Genomic DNA, 18,975 nt, shown 5'->3' with positions numbered 1-18,975 from the left:
CCCGGCTTCAGCCCGCGCTTCTGGTCATACCGCGCCTCGACCGGGTTCCAGTCCGACAGCGCGCCGTCGCGGGCGGTGACGCCGTGCTTGGAGAACTCGCCATAGCCCGGCGTGATCTGGCATTTCGAACAGATTCCGCGCCCGCCGCAGACGCTGTCGAGATCCACGCCCAGTTGCCGTGCGGCGGTCAGGACGGGGGTCCCCACCGGGAACCGGCCGCGTTTGCCGGAGGGGGTGAAAACGACAAGCGGGTCTTGGTTGGACATGGGATTCTCTCTGATCACGGTTGTCGGGGACCATAGCGTCCCGCGCGTCGGGAAAAAGGTGATTTGCGTCATAATGTTTATGCAGAGCGGCATGGCTGGGCCAAACGCCGGACATGCCTGCGCGCCGGTGCGGATGTCTCCGCCCGGTGTGCAGGTGCTGAGTTGGTCATGGAAGCGGCGCCGCCCCTTGGGCCTGACACTGCTCTTTTGCTGCAAAGCCGATGGCTTTGGACCTGTACCCCCGCTGTAGGGGCCTTGTGAGACCGGTCTCTCATGGTCGGCCCCGGTTGGGGGCGTCAGAGAGCGTTGTCAGTTCACGTGTCGCGGCATGGGAGTGACCCTTCCCGCTCAAAAGCTTTTGTGTGGGGAAGGTGCCGCCGCGGCAGTTAAGGATCGGGAAATCCTGCGTTCGGTGCGGTGGAAGGCCTTTCGAAAGGCCTTGAAAAGCGGTTTCGAAACCGCTTTCCGACGCGATTTGGAAATCGCGTGGTCAAGCCCGTTCGAACGGGCTTAGCCCTTGCCCTCCAGCCAACGCAGGATTTCGCCGCGGTCGCCATCCAGGTCGGGCGCGGGCGGGCGCACGGTGGGATCGCCCAGGCCGCTCATCTTGATCGGGTTGCCCGCGGCCTTGTAGGCGGGCCGTCCGTTGCGGTCGAGCACATCGACCACCATGTTGCGCGCCAGGATCTGCGGATCCCGCATGACCTGTGCGACGTCCTGAATGGGCCCGCTGGGGATGCCTGCCGCGCCCAGCTTGGCGATCCAGTGCGCGCGGGTCTTGTCGAGGGTCACCGCCTCGATCAAGCGCTTGAGCAGGCGGGCGTTCTCGACCCGCGCGGGGTTGGTGGCAAAGCGCGGATCGTCCGACAGCGGCAGGTTCAGCGCCACACACAGCTTTTCGAACAGCACGTCGTTGCCGGCCGCGATCACGAACAGCCCATCGGTGGCGTGGAAGGTCTCGAAGGGGGCGATCGACGGGTGCCGCGCGCCGGTGGGTGCGGGCGGTGTGCCGGTGACGGATGTGATGGCGACGGCGTGTTCGAGGATCGCCAGTTGCGCATCCAGCATCGCCACGTCGATCTTGCGTCCAACGCCGGTTCTTTCGCGGTCCATCAGGGCAGCGAGCACGCCCTGAGACAGGTACATCCCCGCCACGATATCGCCGATGGACGCGCCGACGCGCACCGGGTCGCGGCCCTTTTCGCCGGTGATCGACATCACGCCGCCGCGCGCCTGCACAACCATGTCATAGGCCGGTCGCCTGGCTTCGGGGCCGGTATGGCCAAAGCCGGACACGGCGCCGTAGATCAGGCGCGGGAACTGCGCGTGCAGATCGTCCCAGCCATAGCCCAGCCGCTCCATCACGCCGGGGCGGTGGTTTTCGAGGATCACATCGGCGCGGCCCAGCAGCCGTTCGAAGATGGCGCAATCCGCGTCCTTTTTCAGGTCGAGCGCGATGGATTTCTTGCTATGGTTGATGGCGGCGAAATAGGCCGACTTTCCCTTGGAAAAGGGCGGGAAGGTCCGTGTGTCGTCGCCGGTGCCCGGGCGTTCGACCTTGATCACATGCGCGCCCAGATCTGCCAGCGTCATGGAGCAGAACGGCCCCGCAAGGACATGGGTCAGGTCAAGGATCGTGATGCCGGAAAGTGGCTGTGCCATGCTGTGCTGCCTGTGCCTGTCGGTGTGGTTTTTCCCCAGTCAACGCAGCCGCGCATCCAAGTGCAACAGGGCTGTGACGGGTCTCCGGACAATCGGCGGAAAGCCGATGATGCCGGGGGCAATGTATCGCGCCTATCCATGCTGCGTATGCCGTGCGTGAAAGACAAAGCCAAGCAGGTTCATCAGCACCTGCGCGGCAAGGATCGAGGTCGCGCCGGTCGGGTCGTAATCCGGCGCCACCTCGACAAGGTCGATGCCGACCACCTCGTGGCGCTGCGCCACCTGCTGGAGCAGTTCGAGCACGTCGTAATAGAGGAACCCGCCATGGCTCGGGGTGCCCGTGCCCGGTGCGATGGACGGGCAGAAGGCGTCGATGTCCAGGGTGATGTAGACCGGCGCGCCCTGGGGCAGGCGGTCTGCCACGCCTTGCGGACCAAGTGCGCGGGCTTGCCGGACCGACAGGATGTCCGATCCGCGCGCCCTCGCATCCTCGTAGCCGTCGCGGGCGGTGGAGCTGACATTGCGGATGCCCACTTGGGTCATGCCGCTGACCCAGGATTTTTCGGAGGCGCGGCGCATCGGGTTGCCGTGGCCGTTGCGCACGCCGTGGCGTTCGTCGACGAAATCCAGATGCGCGTCGATCTGCAGGATGTGGAACGGGGCCGCGCCTTCGAAGGCGTCGATACACGGGATGTTGATCGAATGGTCGCCGCCGATCACCACCGGCAGCGCGCCCGCCGCGCGGATCGCGGCGACCCCGCTGCGGATATTGGCGTGGCTTTGCACGGTGTCGGTATGCACGATATCGGCATCGCCCAGATCGACGATCCGAGTGTCGGCGAGGTAAGTCTCGTCATCCTCGTGATCATAGGCCCCGGCATGGCCGAAACTGAACAGGGTGGACGCCTCGCGCACGCCGCGCGGGCCGAAACGGGCGCCTGCCCGCCATTGCGTGCCCGCATCGAAGGGCGCGCCAAGCACCGCCACATCGGCGTCGATGGCGCGCCAGTCGGCCTGGTAGGGGCTGCGGGCGAAGGTGCAGATGCCGGTGAAGGGCAGGTTCAGCCGGCCTGCCTCGTATCCATGTGCCATGTCTCGGGTCCCCGTGTTTTGCGCCCAGACTGCGTCAGCCCCACGCAGGGGTAAAGGGCCGATTGGGGCTTTCCCCCGTGTCGAACCCGTGCAATAGGGACGTGCCTAACGATGCTGTCCGTGGAAAGGGATTCCGATGGAGATTCGCGAGGCTCTCACCTTTGATGATGTTCTGCTGGTGCCGGGGGCGTCCGAGGTGTTGCCGTCCACCGCGGACACCCGGACGCGCGTGACGAAACGCATCGCGCTCAACATCCCGCTGCTCAGTTCGGCCATGGACACGGTCACCGAAGGCCGCATGGCGATCACCATGGCGCAGGCCGGCGGCATGGGCGTGATCCACAAGAACCTCAGCGTCGAGCAGCAGGCCCGCGAGGTGCGCCGGGTCAAGCGGTTCGAGAGCGGCATTGTCTACAGCCCGGTGACGCTGCGGGCCGACCAGACGCTGGCGGATGCCAAGGCCCTGATCGAGCGCTACAATTTCACCGGCTTTCCGGTGGTCGATGACCGCGGCCGGGTGCTTGGCATCGTCACCAACCGCGACATGCGCTTTGCCACCTCGGACGACACGCCGGTCAGCGTGATGATGACCTCCGACAACCTGGCGATCCTGCGCGAACCGGCGGACCGGGAGGAGGCGATCAGCCTGATGCGCGCCCGCCGGATCGAAAAGCTGCTGGTCGTGGATGGCGACAACAAGCTGACCGGGCTGCTGACCCTCAAGGACACGCAACAGGCCGTGCTCAACCCGACCGCCTGCAAGGACGAGCTGGGCCGGTTGCGGGTCGCCGCGGCGAGCTCGGTGGGTGATGCCGGGTTCGAACGGACCCAGGCGCTGGTGGATGCCGGTGTGGACATCGTGGTGATCGACACTGCGCATGGCCATTCGCGGGGCGTTCTGGATGCCGTGACCCGCGCCAAGACGCTGTCGAACGAGGTGCAGGTGATCGCCGGCAACGTCGCCACCGCCGAAGCCACCCGCGCCCTGATCGACGCCGGCGCCGATGCGGTCAAGGTCGGCATCGGGCCGGGGTCGATCTGCACCACGCGCATGGTCGCCGGAGTCGGCGTGCCGCAGCTGACCGCGATCATGGATTGCACCCGGGCGGCGGGCGACATTCCGGTCATCGCAGATGGCGGGATCAAGTTCTCCGGCGATTTCGCCAAGGCGATCGCGGCGGGCGCGTCCTGCGCCATGGTCGGCAGCATGATCGCTGGCACCGACGAAAGCCCCGGCGAGGTGATCCTCTACCAGGGCCGCAGCTTCAAGGCCTATCGCGGCATGGGGTCGATCGGAGCGATGGCGCGCGGCTCGGCGGACCGCTATTTCCAGAAGGACGCGGCCAGCGACAAGCTGGTGCCCGAAGGCATCGAGGGGCAGGTGCCCTACAAGGGCTCGGCGCAGACCGTGATTCACCAGCTTGTCGGCGGCCTGCGCGCGGCCATGGGATATACCGGCTGCGCCACCGTCGAAGAAATGCGCCACGAGTGCAAATTCGTGCGGATCACTGGCGCAGGTCTCAAGGAAAGCCATGTGCACGATGTCCAGATCACCCGCGAGTCGCCGAATTACCGGCTGGCGTGACGGCATGCGGCGCGTGACATGACCCCGGCTGCACGATGGGCCGCCGCGGCCGATATCCTTGACCGGATCGCCGCTGGCGAGCCGTCGGAAAAGGCGTTGACCAACTGGGCGCGCCGGTCCCGCTTTGCCGGGTCGCGGGACCGTGCGGCGATCCGGGATCATGTCTTCGACATCCTGCGCTGCTGGCGCAGCACGGCGGCTCTGGGCGGTGGAGAGACCGGGCGTCAGCGCGTGCTGGGGCGTTTGCGCCAGACCGGCACCGGGCCCGAGACCGTGTTCACCGGCGAAGGCTACGGGCTTGCGCCCTTGGCCGAGGACGAAGAAAGCGGCGGCAGAGTGCCGAAAGGGGCCGAGGCTGCGGATCTTCCGGATTGGCTTTTTGATTTTCTTGCCAATGATTTGGGAGACGATGCTCTGGCGATGGCTGAAGCTCTGAGGCATCGCGCTTCGGTGTTCCTGCGCGTCAACCTGTTGAAAGCCGACCGCAACGCGGCGCAGGTCGCCTTGATGGCGGATTCGATCACGGCCACGCCGCATCCACTCTCCGAAACGGCGCTTGAGGTGCAGGACGGCGCCCGCCGCGTCGCGCAATCCGATGCCTTCGCCACCGGGCTGGTCGAGCTTCAGGACGTGGCCAGCCAGGCCGTTGTCGATGCGCTGCCGCTGGCGCCCGGACTGCGCGTGCTCGATTATTGTGCCGGTGGCGGTGGCAAGACGCTGGCCATGGCGGCGCGTCTCTCCGGGCCGGTCGAGGCGCATGATGCCGACCCGCGCCGCATGTCGCATCTGCCCGAACGCGCCGCGCGGGCCGGGGCGGAGGTGGTGCTGATCGCCCGGCCGGAACCGCCATATGATCTTGTTCTGTGCGACGTGCCCTGTTCCGGCAGCGGATCGTGGCGCCGCGCCCCCGAGGGCAAATGGCGTCTGACGCCCGAGCGTCTGGACGCGCTGGTCCGGACGCAAGCGCAAATTCTCGACCAGACCGCCGAACTGGTGAAAACCGGAGGCGTGCTGGCCTTTGCGACCTGTTCGGTGCTTTCTCGTGAAAATGAAGCACAAATCGACGCATTCCTGGCCAGACATTCCGCCTGGACCTGCACCATGCAGCACAGATTCGGCCTGGATCAGGGCGGGGACGGGTTTTTCGTGTCGATCTTGACGAGAGAGTCCGAATAAATTACAACCCTGAGGCGTTATCGTCTTAAGTGTCGCTTAATTTTCTTGCGGTCAAATGGCGGGAACCTGCTGTCCCCAAGGGCTCATTTGATGACCTATTTCGACCGACCGATCCCGGTTTCCCAGCGCCTGTATTCTGCCAAGGCTGCCCTGCTGGGGTTTGCGGTTCTCAGCGCTGTGCTGGGGTATCTTGCCCCAAGCGCGACAATCCAGACCGGTTTTGTTGCCGCGGCGATGGCCTTTGGCCTTGTGACAGTGGCGACCACGCTTGCGCATGTCTGGCGGTCCTGGCGTCGGCGATCGGCGTTGCGCGACCTAGCCCTGCTTGTCGAACATGATGCCTCGGCCTGCGTTCTGACCGATCACGACGGCACGGTTCTTACCGGGAACCGTGTTGCGCAAACCCTGCTCAAGGCTGCGGAGGGGCAGTCCTTGCGCAGCATGGTGGGACGGCATGTGGCGGATGCGGCCGGGCTGATCCACCGGGTGCAGGCTGCTGCAATGGCAGAAGGTATCGCGTCCGAAAAGGTTGTCCTGCCGGATCGACATCTGCGCCTCTCCGCGCATCAGGTCGGCCCCGATGCATTGATGTGGCGCTTCGAGCTGTTCCAGGATCAGGGCGCCCCGGGCCCGTCCGGCAAGGTGCATTACCCGGCCCTGACCGTCGGGCGCGGGGGGACGGTGCTCTGGATGAACCCGGCCGCCCGCGCCCTTGCCGGGGGACGGGTGCGCCGGCTTGACGAATTGATCACCGACACACCGCTCCGCCCGGGTGAAACCCACCAGGTTCAGACCGACGGGGTGGATCACGAGTTCACCGTCAAGGTTCATCCCGCCGGAATGGGGCGCGAGGAAATCGTTCTCGTGCCGAATTCCGTACCCGAAAACACCACCTCCGATGATGCCGGGTTCGAGGCGCTTCCGGTGCCGCTTCTCAAGGTCACGCCGGAAGGCTGCGTGGCCAAGGCGAACCGCTGTGCGCGGGATCTCTTGCGCGCCAGAAAGGACGATGACCGCAACCTGTCGGACCTGATGGAGGGGCTGGGCCGATCGATCCCGGACTGGCTTTCCGACGCGGCAGCCGGCAAGGGGCTGGGTCGGTCCGAATTTCTCAGGCTCACCCGGTCCGACCAGGAAATGTTCGTCCAGGTCACGCTGACCCGCGTCGTCGAAGCCGGCCAGACCGTTCTGGTGGCGGTGCTCAACGATGCGACCGAACTCAAGAGTCTGGAGGCGCAATTCGTGCAGAGCCAGAAGATGCAGGCGATCGGACAGTTGGCGGGCGGTGTCGCGCATGATTTCAACAACTTGCTGACGGCGATATCAGGGCATTGCGATCTGCTCCTGCTGCGCCACGATCAGGGTGATCCCGAATATGGCGACCTGATCCAGATTCACCAGAACGCCAATCGCGCGGCGGGTCTTGTCGGCCAGTTGCTGGCCTTCTCACGCAAGCAGACGCTCAGCCCCGAACGGCTGGACCTGCGCGATATCCTGTCCGATCTGACCCATCTGCTGAACCGGCTGGTCGGAGAGAAAGTGTCGCTCGAACTGCGCCAGAACCCGGTTCTGCCGGCCATCCGGGCCGACAAGCGTCAGCTGGAACAGGTCATCATGAACCTGGTCGTAAATGCGCGCGATGCGATGTCGGACGGGGGCACGATCCTGATTGAAACAGACGAACGCATCCTCGAAAAACCCTTGCAGCATGGCCGCGCCAAGGTGCCCAGGGGCACCTATGTCGTGGTGCGGGTGCAGGATGACGGGATCGGCATTCCGCATGACAAGCTCGAAAAGGTGTTCGAACCCTTCTACACGACCAAGCGCACGGGCGAAGGGACCGGGCTGGGCCTGTCCACGGTCTATGGCATCGTCAAACAGACCGGCGGTTTCATCTTCGTCGACAGTACGCCGGGCAAGGGCAGCGTGTTCACCCTGATGTTCCCGATCAGCGACGAGCCCGCGATCGAGCCTGTCGTCGAGCTTCCTCCGCCTGCGCCGCAGGCAATCCGGATGAGCGACGGTGTGGTGCTCCTGGTCGAGGACGAGGCGCCGGTGCGCGCCTTTGCGTCCCGAGCGCTGGCGCATCGCGGCTTCAAGGTGATCGAGGCGAGCAGCGCCGAGGATGCGCTCGACCTGCTCAAGGACATCGATCTCAAGGTCGATGTCTTTGTCACGGATGTCGTGATGCCCGGACTTGACGGTCCCAGTTGGGTGCGCAAGGCCCGCGCCACACGCCCGGATGTGCCGGTTGTCTTCATGTCGGGCTATGCTGAAGACGTGTTCAAGTCGCAGGGCGCACGGATCAAGGCGTCGGCCTTTCTGGCCAAGCCGTTCTCTCTGACTGACCTGACCACCATCGTGAACCAGCAACTGGTCACGTCCCAGGTCGCTCCCGGCGCGGGAGCCGCACCCTGATCCCGGTCCTCAACCGGCGCGCACCGGAATCGAGTCCCACAGCGCGAAGTCGGTTGCGCGCTGCGCGCGCAGTCGGGCCTCGGTGCCGGGAGACGCGACCAGATGCGCAAGGGGCGACGCGTTCGCCACGGGGATGTCCGGCAGGGGGCCAAGCCGTTCCGCGAGAAAGGCCTGCAAACCCTGCTGATCCTCGTAACGGAAGAAATGCCTGACGGATGTGCCGTTCGGGCGCGGCTCGACGAACCTGGCCTGCGATCCGACATTGGCAAAGGCCGGCGGATCGGCTTCGCAGGTGGCGTCGAGGAAATCGTCGAAGGACACGCCCCTGGTCGAGGCCGGATGTCCGTCGAGATCGCTGCGCTGCCGGTAGCGGTACCAGCTTCCCAACCAGTCCAGCGGTTCACGGATCACCGCCACAAGTTCAAGATCCGTGGCGCCCATCTTGTCGAACATCGGGCGGAAGAAACGGTTGTAGCGATAAACCGGGGCGTGCTTGAGTTCGGGCGGGTCCGCCACCACGATCGACGCCCGCGACCCGAGCGCCTGTGCATAGGCGTGGGTGCCGGTCTTCGGGACGGACAGAAGAACCAGGCGTTCCTTCCAAAAGACCAGCATGCACAGCGCTCCGCAGAAAAACCATGTGTCATAAACCACTCCTTAACCGGAACGCGCAACAGTGTACGGAAAATTAAACGTTGAAATGTTCACGGTTTGGCCTCATACATCACGAGAACAAGAGGTGAACGAAAGCAGCAATTGCCGCCCGTCATCGGGTGTGGAATAAGGATCAAAAGCAATGGCAACGGCAGACCTTCTCACAATGGACAGCAAGCGCGACGCGAACAAACAAAAAGCTCTCGATTCGGCGCTGGCGCAGATCGAGCGGCAATTCGGCAAGGGCTCGATCATGAAGCTGGGGGGCGAAAACGTCATCCGGGACATCGAGTCGACCTCGACCGGCTCTCTGGGGCTCGATATCGCGCTCGGCATCGGCGGTCTGCCGAAAGGCCGGATCATCGAGATATATGGCCCGGAAAGCTCGGGCAAGACGACGCTGACGCTTCATTGCGTGGCCGAGGAACAGAAGAAAGGCGGTGTCTGCGCCTTTGTCGACGCCGAGCATGCGCTTGACCCGCAATACGCCCGCAAGCTGGGTGTCGATCTGGACGAGCTGCTGATTTCACAGCCCGACACCGGCGAACAGGCGCTCGAGATCGTGGATACGCTGGTGCGCTCCGGCGCGGTCAGCATGGTGGTCGTGGATTCGGTGGCGGCGCTGACACCGAAATCCGAACTGGAAGGCGACATGGGGGACAGCAGCGTGGGTGTGCAGGCCCGCCTGATGAGCCAGGCCATGCGCAAGCTGACCGGATCGATCTCGCGGTCGAACTGCATGGTGGTCTTCATCAACCAGATCCGGATGAAGATCGGTGTGATGTTCGGCAGCCCGGAAACCACCACCGGTGGCAACGCGCTCAAGTTCTACAGCTCGGTCCGCCTGGATATCCGTCGCATCGGCGCGATCAAGGACCGTGACGAGGTCGTCGGCAACGCAACCCGCGTCAAGGTCGTCAAGAACAAGGTGGCGCCGCCCTTCAAGCAGGTGGAATTCGACATCATGTATGGCGAAGGCATTTCGAAAACCGGCGAACTGATCGACCTTGGCGTCAAGGCGGGCGTGGTCGAAAAATCCGGCGCCTGGTACTCCTATGGCGACGAGCGGATCGGCCAGGGGCGTGAAAACGTCAAGACCTTCCTGAAGGAAAACACGGCCATGGCGCTGGAGATCGAAGACAAGATCCGCGCCGCACATGGGCTGGAATTCGACATGTCGTCTTCGGGCGATGACAGTCAGGACGATATCGTCGAATCCTGACGGATCGCCGGACACCGGCGCAGATACCGCGTCGGTTGCGGCAAGAGCCTTGCACAGGGCGGCGGATAGGCTGCCCTGTTTGCGTTTGTGCCCACCTCTGCTGTGGACAGCCCCTTTGGCAGGGGCTATTTCAGGCCGAACCGGAATTGCCCGCCCAACACCACCGCGAAGTCAGGTCCCACATGCCCACGCTGAACGATATCCGCTCCACCTTTCTGAATTACTTCGAAAAACAGGGCCACGAAGTGGTGGCCTCCAGCCCGCTTGTGCCGCGCAACGACCCGACGCTGATGTTCGTCAACTCGGGCATGGTGCAGTTCAAGAACCTGTTCACCGGGGTCGAGCATCGCGATTACCAGCGGGCGACCACGGCGCAGAAATGCGTGCGCGCGGGAGGCAAGCACAACGATCTCGACAATGTCGGTTATACGGCGCGGCACCACACGTTCTTCGAAATGCTGGGGAACTTCAGCTTCGGCGACTATTTCAAGGACGAGGCGATCCCCTTTGCGTGGGAACTGATCACGAAACATTTCGGCATTCCGGCCGAGCGTCTCTATGTCACGATCTACCACACCGATGACGAGGCGTTCGAGATCTGGAAAAAAGTCGGCGTTCCGGAAAGCCGGATCATCCGCATCGCGACCTCGGACAATTTCTGGCAGATGGGCCCGACCGGCCCCTGTGGCCCCTGCACCGAGATTTTCTACGATCACGGCGACCATATCTGGGGGGGGCCTCCGGGCAGCCCCGAGGAGGATGGCGACCGGTTCATCGAGATCTGGAACATCGTCTTCATGCAGAACGAACAGTTCGAAGACGGCTCGATGAAGGCGCTCGACATGCAGTCGATCGACACCGGCATGGGGCTGGAACGGATCGGCGCGCTGTTGCAGGGCAGCCATGACAATTACGACACCGACACGATGCGCGCGCTGATCGAAGCGTCGGCGGATGCAAGCTCGTCCGACCCGGACGGTCCGGGCAAGACGCATCACCGGGTGATCGCCGATCACCTGCGGTCGACCTCGTTCCTGATCGCGGACGGGGTGATGCCCAGCAATGACGGGCGTGGCTACGTGCTGCGCCGGATCATGCGCCGCGCGATGCGCCATGCGCATCTGCTTGGCTCGCAGGATCCGGTGATGCACCGTCTGGTGCCGGCCCTGGTACGCCAGATGGGGGCGGCTTACCCCGAGCTGTCGCGGGCGCAGGCCCTGATCGAAGAGACATTGCGGCTCGAGGAGACGCGGTTCAAGCAGACGCTGGATCGCGGGCTGAAGCTGCTGGACGAGGAACTGGGCGGGTTGGCCAAGGACGCGCCGTTGCCCGGTGCAGCGGCGTTCAAGCTTTACGACACTTACGGGTTCCCGCTGGATCTGACGCAGGACGCGCTGCGCGAACAGGGCCGAACCGTGGATACCGACGGGTTCGATGCCGCGATGGCCGAGCAGAAGGCCAAGGCGCGGGCGGCGTGGTCGGGATCGGGCGAAGCGGCGGACCTGGCGATCTGGTTCGACCTGGCGGAAACGCATGGCGCCACCGATTTCCTGGGCTACGACACCGAGGCCGCGGAAGGGCAGATGCTGGCGCTGGTCAAGGATGGCGCGGCGGTGGACGCGCTGTCGGAAGGCGAAACCGGTTGGGTCGTGCTGAACCAGACGCCGTTTTATGGCGAAGCCGGGGGCCAGGTGGGCGACAGCGGCTGGCTGCGGCGGCTCGAGAACGAAGACGATCAGGCCGAGGTCACGGACACGCAGCGCATGGGCGGCGGCAGGATTTTTGCGCATCAGGTCACGATCAGGCGCGGAAAGTTCAAGACCGGCGAGGCGGTGCAGCTCGAGGTGGATCACCACCGGCGCACGTCGATCCGGGCGAACCATTCGGCCACGCACCTGCTGCACGAAGCGTTGCGCCGGGCGCTTGGCGATCACGTGGCGCAGCGCGGATCGCTGAACGCGCCAGATCGTCTGCGGTTCGATTTCAGCCACGGCAAGGCCCTCACGCTGGACGAGATGAAGCAGGTCGAGGCCGAGGTGAACGAGTACATCCGCCAGAACGCGCAGGTCGAGACGCGGATCATGACCCCGGATGACGCCCGTGCGATGGGCGCGCAGGCGCTTTTCGGCGAGAAATACGGCGACGAGGTGCGGGTCGTGTCGATGGGCGAACATGCCGGATCGGGCAAGGGCAGCACGGGCAACACCTATTCGCTCGAACTGTGCGGCGGCACCCATGTGCGGCGCACGGGCGATATCGGCGTGTTCGTCACGCTGGGCGATTCCGCGTCGAGCGCGGGTGTTCGGCGGATCGAGGCGCTGACCGGGGCCGAGGCATTTCGCTACCTGTCGGAACAGGATCACCGGCTGGCCGAGGTTGCGCTGGAACTGAAGGCGCAGTCCACGGACGTGCCGGCACGGGTGCGGGCGCTGCTGGACGAACGCAAGGCGCTGTCGAACGAGGTCGCACAGCTGCGGCGGGAACTGGCGATGGCCGGCGGATCGGGCCAGGGCGGCGGCGCCGAGGCCCGCGAGATCAACGGTGTGAAATTCCTGGCCCAAGTGCTGTCGGGCGTGTCGGGCAAGGACCTTCCGCCGCTGATTGACGAGCACAAGCAACGGCTTGGGTCGGGGGCGGTTCTGCTGATCGCGGATACCGGCGGCAAGGCGGCTGTGGCAGCCGGAGTGACCTCGGATCTGACAGGCCGCGTTTCGGCAGTTGATCTGGTCAAAGCGGCCGTGCCAGAATTGGGCGGCAAGGGCGGCGGTGGCCGTCCGGACATGGCGCAGGGCGGTGGCGCATCGGCAGGCAATGCCGAGGCCGCGATCAAGGCCGCCGAAGCCGTTTTGAAAGGATAACAAATGCCTGCACTCTGGATCGCCCATGTCACGGTGACCGACCCCGACGCCTATGCGAAATACGCCGAACTGGCGGGCCCGGCGATTGCCAAGCATGGCGGGCAGTTCATTGCCCGCGGCGGCCGCTATGTGCAGCTTGAGGGGCAGGAACGGCCGCGCAACGTTGTGGCGCGGTTTCCGTCGATCGAGGATGCCGAGGCCTGCTACAACAGTCCGGAGTACCAGCGCGCGCTGGACCATGCGCGCGGCGCATCGGAGCGCGAATTGCTGATCGTGGAAACCACCGAATAAAGAAAAACGGCGCAGACCTTTCGGTGTGCGCCGTCTTGTTTTCTGCCAAGCCCGACAGGCGTCAGTTGCCTTTCGACATCCGCTTGCGTTCATGCGGATCGAGATAGCGCTTGCGCAGACGGATCGCGTTCGGCGTCACTTCGACCAGTTCGTCATCGTTGATATAGGCGATGGCCTCTTCCAGCGAGAGCGTGATCGGCGTGGTCAGGCGCACCGCGTCATCGGTGCCCGAGGCGCGCACGTTGGTCAGTTTCTTGCCCTTGAGCGGGTTCACCTCGAGATCGTTCTCGCGGCTGTGTTCGCCGATGATCATGCCGGTATAGATCGCTTCCTGCGCGCCGATGAACATGCGGCCCCGGTCTTCGAGGTTCCACAGCGCGTAGGCCACGGAGGTGCCGTTTTCCATCGAGATCAGAACGCCCGCGCGGCGGCCCGGGATCGGACCCTTGTGCGGGGTCCAGCCGTGGAACACGCGGTTGAGAACCCCGGTGCCGCGCGTGTCGGTGAGAAATTCACCGTGGTAGCCGATCAGGCCGCGCGACGGGACATGCGCGATGATGCGGGTCTTGCCGGCACCGGCGGGGCGCATCTCGACCAGTTCACCCTTGCGCGCGCCGGTCAGCTTTTCGATCACCGCACCGGAATAATCGTCATCCACGTCGATCGTGGCTTCCTCGACCGGCTCCAGCATCTTGCCGTCTTCGCCTTCCTTCATGATCACCTGCGGACGCGAGATCGACAGCTCGAACCCTTCGCGGCGCATGTTCTCGATCAGGACACCCATCTGGAGTTCGCCACGGCCGGACACTTCGAAGGCTTCGCCACCGGGTGTGTCCTTGATCTTGATCGCGACGTTGGATTCCGCTTCCTTCATCAGGCGGTCGCGGATCACCCGCGACTGGACCTTCTTGCCATCGCGGCCAGCCAGCGGGCTGTCGTTGATGCCGAAGGTCACGGTGATGGTGGGAGGATCGATCGGTTGCGCCTCGAGCGGTTCGTCGACGGCCAGCGCGCAGATCGTGTCGGCCACGGTCGCCTTGGACATGCCCGCGATGCTGACGATGTCGCCTGCCAGCGCCTCGTCGATGTCCTGCGGACCAAGCCCGCGGAAGGCCTGGATCTTGGTGACGCGGAACTGTTCGATCTTCTGGCCGACGCGGCTCAGCGCCTGCACGGTGGCGCCGACCTTGAGGCGGCCGGTCTCGACCCGGCCGGTCAGGATGCGACCCACGAACGGGTCCGCGCCCAGCGTCGTCGCCAGCATGCGGAAGTCTTCGTCCTGATGCTTGATCTGCTTGGGGGCCGGGACGTGATCGACGATCAGCTTGAACAGGGCATCAAGGTTCTTGCGCGGCCCGTCCAGCGTGGTGTCGGCCCAGCCCGAGCGGCCCGAGGCATACATATGCGGGAAATCCAGCTGGTCCTCGTTGGCGTCGAGGTTGGCGAAGAGGTCGAAACATTCGTCCAGCGCCCGGTCGGGTTCGGCGTCGGGCTTGTCGACCTTGTTCAGCACCACGATCGGGCGCAGCCCCAGCGCCAGCGCCTTGGAGGTCACGAATTTCGTCTGCGGCATCGGGCCTTCTGCGGCGTCCACCAACAGGACCACGCCATCGACCATCGACAGGATGCGTTCGACCTCGCCGCCGAAATCGGCGTGGCCGGGGGTGTCGACGATGTTGATGCGCGTGCCTTTCCATTCCACCGAGGTGGCCTTGGCCAGAATGGTGATGCCGCGTTCGCGTTCGAGGTCGTTGCTGTCCATGGCGCGCTCGGCGACGGCCTGGTTGGCGCGGAAGGCACCGGATTGCTTGAGCAGTTCGTCGACCAGCGTCGTCTTGCCGTGGTCCACGTGAGCGATGATCGCAATATTGCGAAGGTCCATGTCTTTGTCTCGTGCAGGGATGAGTTGCGCGGGGGTTACTAGGCTGAGTTGCGGAACACCAGCAAAAAAGCCAGATCGGCACGGTGTTGCCGCGGGGCCACATTTCGTGCCTCACGCGACCGTGACAGGGAACCGGCGACAAAGCACTGATCGCCCGCCGATTTCGGCAGGGTTCAGCCGGAAATTCGGGCCGTGGAACCAAGTCCTGACAATCGGCATTGAAACGCGATCAAGACTTCTGACGTTACTGACTGAGCGGGGCAGGTCGGACTGACTCCTGTCGCGACGCAACACGACAAACCATAAGAGGATATCTCATGAAACGCATTCTGCTAAGCACGGTCGCCGCGATCTCCGCCGCGGGCATGGTCCATGCCGGGGGACCGACAGGGGCACAGCCGGAGCCGATGATCGCCGAGCCCGTGACGGTCGCTCCGACCGGTCCGATGGACGGCGACTGGACCGGCGGCTATGCCGGTCTGAGCTTTGGCGAACTGTCCGCCGATATCGACGATTTCGACGACAGCGAGGCTGTCTACGGCGTCTTTGGCGGGTACGACTACGACTTCGGCAGGTTCGTCCTGGGTGGCGAGCTTGACTACCAGGCCGGGGAAGACATCGCCCTGGGCGGTGTCGAGGTCGACGACGTGATCCGTGCCAAGCTGCGCGGCGGCTATGACTTTGGCCGCACGTTGTTCTACGGCACGGTGGGTGCGGCCCATCTTGGTACCGATATCGGTGACGACACCGGGATCGTCGGCGGTGTGGGCATCGAATACAAGGTGACCGATCAATTCTCCGTCGGTGGCGAATACCTCGCGCACCGGTTCGAGGATTTCGACGACACGGATGTCGATGTCGACGCCGACACGGTGTCGATCCGCGGCAGCTTCCGCTTCTGAGGGCGGATCGCCGCTGCAAGAGTGGAAACGCGCATCGGGCAACCGGTGCGCGTTTTCTTGTTCCGGTTCTTCCGGTTCAGTGCATGGCGGTGTTCGAGAAGATGTTGATCACCACGATCCCCGCCAGGATCAGCGCGATGCCGAGGATCGCGGCGAGGTCGAGCCGCTGGCCGAACACCGCGAAGCCGATGATGGCGATGAACACGATCCCCATGCCGGACCACATCGCGTAGGCGATGCCCACCGGAAAGGATTTCAGCGCGATGGCCAAGAGGTAGAAGGCCGCGCCATAGGCCACAACGACGATGGCCGAGGGCAGCGGGCGGCTGAATTGCTGGCTGGCCTGTAGCGCCGTCGTACCGATGGTTTCCGCCAGAACGGCGAGCATGAGGATGAGATAGGGCATGGCGGTCTCCTTCGCGATACGCGCTTCATGGCGCATCGCGGGCGGCGGGGCCAGTCCCTTGTCCTTCGATGCAAGGAGATGGGGCTTTGGACGGTGTGTCGGGGGGCCAGCCCCCCGAACCCCCCGGCATATTTGAAAAGAGAAGAAGGGCGCGTCAGGCGAGGTGGATGTTGAAACGGTTGCGGATTGCCCTGTCCACATCCGGCGCAAGACGGGCGCGCGAGGGGTGCGACAGGATCATCTCTTTGCGGGCGGTGGCGGTGTCGACGAGGATCGGCTGGCCCTGTTCCACCCATTCCTTGGGTGAGGCGCGGTTGCCAAGCGCCGGGTAGACATAATCGCGCTGCATGCGTTTGAGCGTGTCGTCGCTGCCGAGATAATGTCCCGGCCCGCCAAGGCAGGTGGCGCGCATCACGTCGAGGCTCAGGTCGTCTTCGGCGACGTCGATGCCGCGGACACAGCGCAGCGCCTGGCCGATCAGGTCGTCGCCCAGGATCAGGCTTTCGTGGCAGAAGCCCAGGAGGGACGCGTGCATCCCCGCCGCTTCGTAGACCATGTTGAGCCCGGCAAGACCGGCCAGCACGTTCGAGCACATCTGTTCCCACCCGGCCTGCATGTCCGGCAGCTTGGCATCGGCCATGCCGGCCGCCGCGCCGCCGCAGAGCCCGTAATAGCGGTGCATCTGGGCACAGCCCGCCGTCAGCAGCGCCTGTTCGCCCGAACCGCCGGACATCGCACCGGTGCGCAGGTCCGACACGAAGGGCCAGGTGCCGAAGATCGCCGGGTGGCCCGGCGCCAGCGCGTTGACATAGACGACGCCCGCCAGGCATTCGGCCACGGCCTGCACGATGGCCCCGGCGATCGAGGCCGGAGCGGTGGCGCCCGCCTGACCGGCGCTGAGCAGCAGCACGGGCATGCCGCCGCGGATGCAGGCCTCCATGACTTCGCAGGATTCGGTGGCGAATTTCATCGGCGGGACGACGAAACAGTTCGAGTTCGACACGAAGGGCCGCGCCCGCCACGCCGCTTCACCACCCGCGACCAGGTGCAGCAGGTCGAGCGCCTCGGGCACGGTGGCGGCTTCGGAAAAGGAGGTGCCTATATGTTTCAGTGTCCCGGAGCAGCAGGCATAGATGGTGTTCAGCTCCATCTCGCGGGTGTCGGGGATGTCGCGGGCCACCATCGGGCGCTGCAGGAAATGGATGTTGTCCAGCTGGTCGGCAATGCGCGCGGCGTCGTGCAGATCCTGCACCGTACTGTCGCGATAGGCACCGGTCGCGACATCCACCAGGTGCACCGCCGCCCCGGCGGTGCCGTAATGCACGCGGGTGCCCGACAGGTCGAGGTCGTGGCGCGGATCGCGGCCATGCAGGGTCACCGTCCGGTTGGCCAGGGCCAGCATGTCTTCGACCAGCGCCCGGGGAAAGCGGATGCGGCCGTCATCGCCAAGCCGCGCTCCGGCGTCTGTCAGGAGCCGGACACCCGAGGGCGGCGCATCGGCCAGCCCGATCTCTTCCAGCGCGCGCAGGGCGGCGTCGTGGATGCGGTCGAGATCCTGCGTGGCGAGCGGTGCGTAGCGGCCGCCGGACATGCCGGGGCGGATCGGGCGCAGGTCATCGGCAAGCGGATTGGCGCGGGCAAAGCGTCGGGCGGCACGGCCTCCGGCGCGACGTGGGGAAAGATCGGTCATGTTCGGGACTTTCGATGGGGGACGGGACGGCTGGCCTTTGATTTCCCCGTCAGGGCCGGCCCCGGGCCGCGCGCCCGCGTCGCGCGCCGATCGTGCGCAGGATCACTGCAAGTGTGGACCGATCACCGCGCATGCGCGTCTCCGTGCTGTCCCGGAAACGCTGCGCCCGAACACCGGGCAAACTCTGCTCCAATTGCGACAGGATGTCGTTTTCGACGCTCCGGCTGCGGTAAACGACCTAGGAGCGCGCCACGTAGCGGTCGCGGCGGTGGTTGACGGTGATGATGAGGTTGAGGATCACCGCGCCGAAGAGCGACCAGAGGACCACCGGAGCCGGCAGCAGGAAAAACGCGAGGCCGAAGACCAGAAGATCGAAGCCAAGCTGCGTGTTGCCCGCCTGGATGCCGTGCCTGTCCTGAAGCCAGAGCGCCACGATGCCCACGCCACCCAGCGTCGCACCGTGCCGGAAGAGGACGATCAGACCGACACCGATCAGCACCCCCGCCAGTGCGGCGCCGAGGGCCGGGTGGACGGTCTCGACCGTCAGGATCAGCGGGAAGAGTTCCGAGATCGCCGACATCACCGCCACCGCGCCAAAGGTCTTGAAGGTGAAGGTCCAGCCCAGTTGCTGCACGGCGAGCAGGTAGAAGGGCAGGTTGAGCACGAAGAAGATCACGCCGAAGGACCAGCTGGTTGCGTAGCTGCCGAGCAGGGACAACCCGGCGATCTGGCCCGTCATCAGGTTTGCCGAGGCGAGAAACTGGATGCCGAGGGCGACGAGCGTGGCGCCGACGAGGATACCTTGCGCGTCCTCGAAGGGGGAATGGCGGTCGGCGGGGGGTGTGCTGAGCAGGAACATAGGTCAGCAATT

At 64.9% G+C, this 18,975-nt stretch carries 14 protein-coding genes and 1 pseudogene; 7 read left to right on the top strand and 8 right to left on the bottom strand.

Features of this window, described 5'->3' with window-relative positions; translation table 11 throughout:
• The 3 genes and pseudogenes from LCF60_RS08520 to LCF60_RS08510 all read right to left on the bottom strand — a co-directional run.
• Positions 1-266: pseudogene (locus LCF60_RS08520) on the bottom strand (drug:proton antiporter); the annotation flags it as partial.
• 510 nt (positions 267-776) lie between these two features.
• Entirely contained in the window at positions 777-1,928 is a 1,152-nt protein-coding gene (locus LCF60_RS08515; RefSeq protein WP_292291103.1) for a CoA transferase, read from the bottom strand.
• 132 nt (positions 1,929-2,060) lie between these two features.
• Positions 2,061-3,020 (bottom strand): agmatinase, encoded by a 960-nt coding sequence (locus LCF60_RS08510; RefSeq protein WP_292291102.1) that lies wholly within the window; start codon positions 3,018-3,020, stop codon positions 2,061-2,063.
• Between the two features lie 136 nt (positions 3,021-3,156).
• Here LCF60_RS08510 and guaB point away from each other — a divergent pair, with 136 nt between their 5' ends.
• From guaB to LCF60_RS08495, 3 genes are all read left to right on the top strand, one after another.
• Entirely contained in the window at positions 3,157-4,605 is a 1,449-nt protein-coding gene (gene guaB, locus LCF60_RS08505) for an IMP dehydrogenase (protein ID WP_292291100.1), read from the top strand.
• Positions 4,606-4,623: 18 nt separating this feature from the next.
• Positions 4,624-5,781 (top strand): RsmB/NOP family class I SAM-dependent RNA methyltransferase, encoded by a 1,158-nt coding sequence (locus LCF60_RS08500; protein WP_292291099.1) that lies wholly within the window; start codon positions 4,624-4,626, stop codon positions 5,779-5,781.
• 90 nt (positions 5,782-5,871) lie between these two features.
• The gene (locus LCF60_RS08495) at positions 5,872-8,199 is read left to right on the top strand and encodes a PAS domain-containing hybrid sensor histidine kinase/response regulator (protein WP_292291097.1); all 2,328 of its coding nucleotides are present in this window, start codon (positions 5,872-5,874) and stop codon (positions 8,197-8,199) included.
• Between the two features lie 9 nt (positions 8,200-8,208).
• Here LCF60_RS08495 and LCF60_RS08490 read toward each other — a convergent pair whose 3' ends face one another.
• On the bottom strand, positions 8,209-8,814 hold the full coding sequence (locus tag LCF60_RS08490) for a gamma-glutamyl kinase (protein ID WP_292291096.1): 606 nt from the start codon (positions 8,812-8,814) through the stop codon (positions 8,209-8,211).
• 181 nt (positions 8,815-8,995) lie between these two features.
• Between LCF60_RS08490 and recA the strand changes: the two genes are divergently transcribed.
• From recA to LCF60_RS08475, 3 genes are all read left to right on the top strand, one after another.
• Complete coding sequence (gene recA, locus LCF60_RS08485; RefSeq protein ID WP_292291095.1) at positions 8,996-10,075, top strand: recombinase RecA; 1,080 nt, start codon at positions 8,996-8,998, stop codon at positions 10,073-10,075.
• Positions 10,076-10,257: 182 nt separating this feature from the next.
• On the top strand, positions 10,258-12,933 hold the full coding sequence (alaS, locus tag LCF60_RS08480; RefSeq protein ID WP_292291094.1) for an alanine--tRNA ligase: 2,676 nt from the start codon (positions 10,258-10,260) through the stop codon (positions 12,931-12,933).
• A 3-nt stretch (positions 12,934-12,936) separates the two neighbouring features.
• Positions 12,937-13,224 carry a DUF1330 domain-containing protein gene (locus LCF60_RS08475; RefSeq protein ID WP_292291092.1) on the top strand — a complete coding sequence of 96 codons (288 nt, stop codon included), beginning with the start codon at positions 12,937-12,939 and terminating at the stop codon, positions 13,222-13,224.
• 61 nt (positions 13,225-13,285) lie between these two features.
• On the opposite strand, the gene typA is transcribed toward LCF60_RS08475, so the two are convergent.
• Positions 13,286-15,106: a translational GTPase TypA gene (typA, locus tag LCF60_RS08470; protein ID WP_292291091.1), complete on the bottom strand. Its 1,821-nt coding sequence runs from the start codon at positions 15,104-15,106 to the stop codon at positions 13,286-13,288.
• Positions 15,107-15,423: 317 nt separating this feature from the next.
• On the opposite strand from typA, the gene LCF60_RS08465 reads away from it, so the two are divergent.
• Entirely contained in the window at positions 15,424-16,008 is a 585-nt protein-coding gene (locus LCF60_RS08465) for an outer membrane beta-barrel protein (protein ID WP_292291090.1), read from the top strand.
• 76 nt (positions 16,009-16,084) lie between these two features.
• On the opposite strand, the gene LCF60_RS08460 is transcribed toward LCF60_RS08465, so the two are convergent.
• The 3 genes from LCF60_RS08460 to LCF60_RS08450 form a co-directional block, all read right to left on the bottom strand.
• Positions 16,085-16,414 carry an SMR family transporter gene (locus LCF60_RS08460; RefSeq protein ID WP_292291088.1) on the bottom strand — a complete coding sequence of 110 codons (330 nt, stop codon included), beginning with the start codon at positions 16,412-16,414 and terminating at the stop codon, positions 16,085-16,087.
• 154 nt (positions 16,415-16,568) lie between these two features.
• On the bottom strand, positions 16,569-18,104 hold the full coding sequence (locus LCF60_RS08455) for a trimethylamine methyltransferase family protein (protein ID WP_292291086.1): 1,536 nt from the start codon (positions 18,102-18,104) through the stop codon (positions 16,569-16,571).
• A 238-nt stretch (positions 18,105-18,342) separates the two neighbouring features.
• Complete coding sequence (locus tag LCF60_RS08450; RefSeq protein ID WP_292291085.1) at positions 18,343-18,963, bottom strand: YitT family protein; 621 nt, start codon at positions 18,961-18,963, stop codon at positions 18,343-18,345.
• Positions 18,964-18,975: the final 12 nt, after the last annotated feature.

Source organism: Marivita sp., from assembly GCF_020055635.1.
Classification (GTDB): Bacteria; Pseudomonadota; Alphaproteobacteria; order Rhodobacterales; family Rhodobacteraceae; genus Marivita.
Note: the sequence above shows the minus strand (reverse complement) of the source record. Positions and strands in the feature narration are given on the sequence as shown.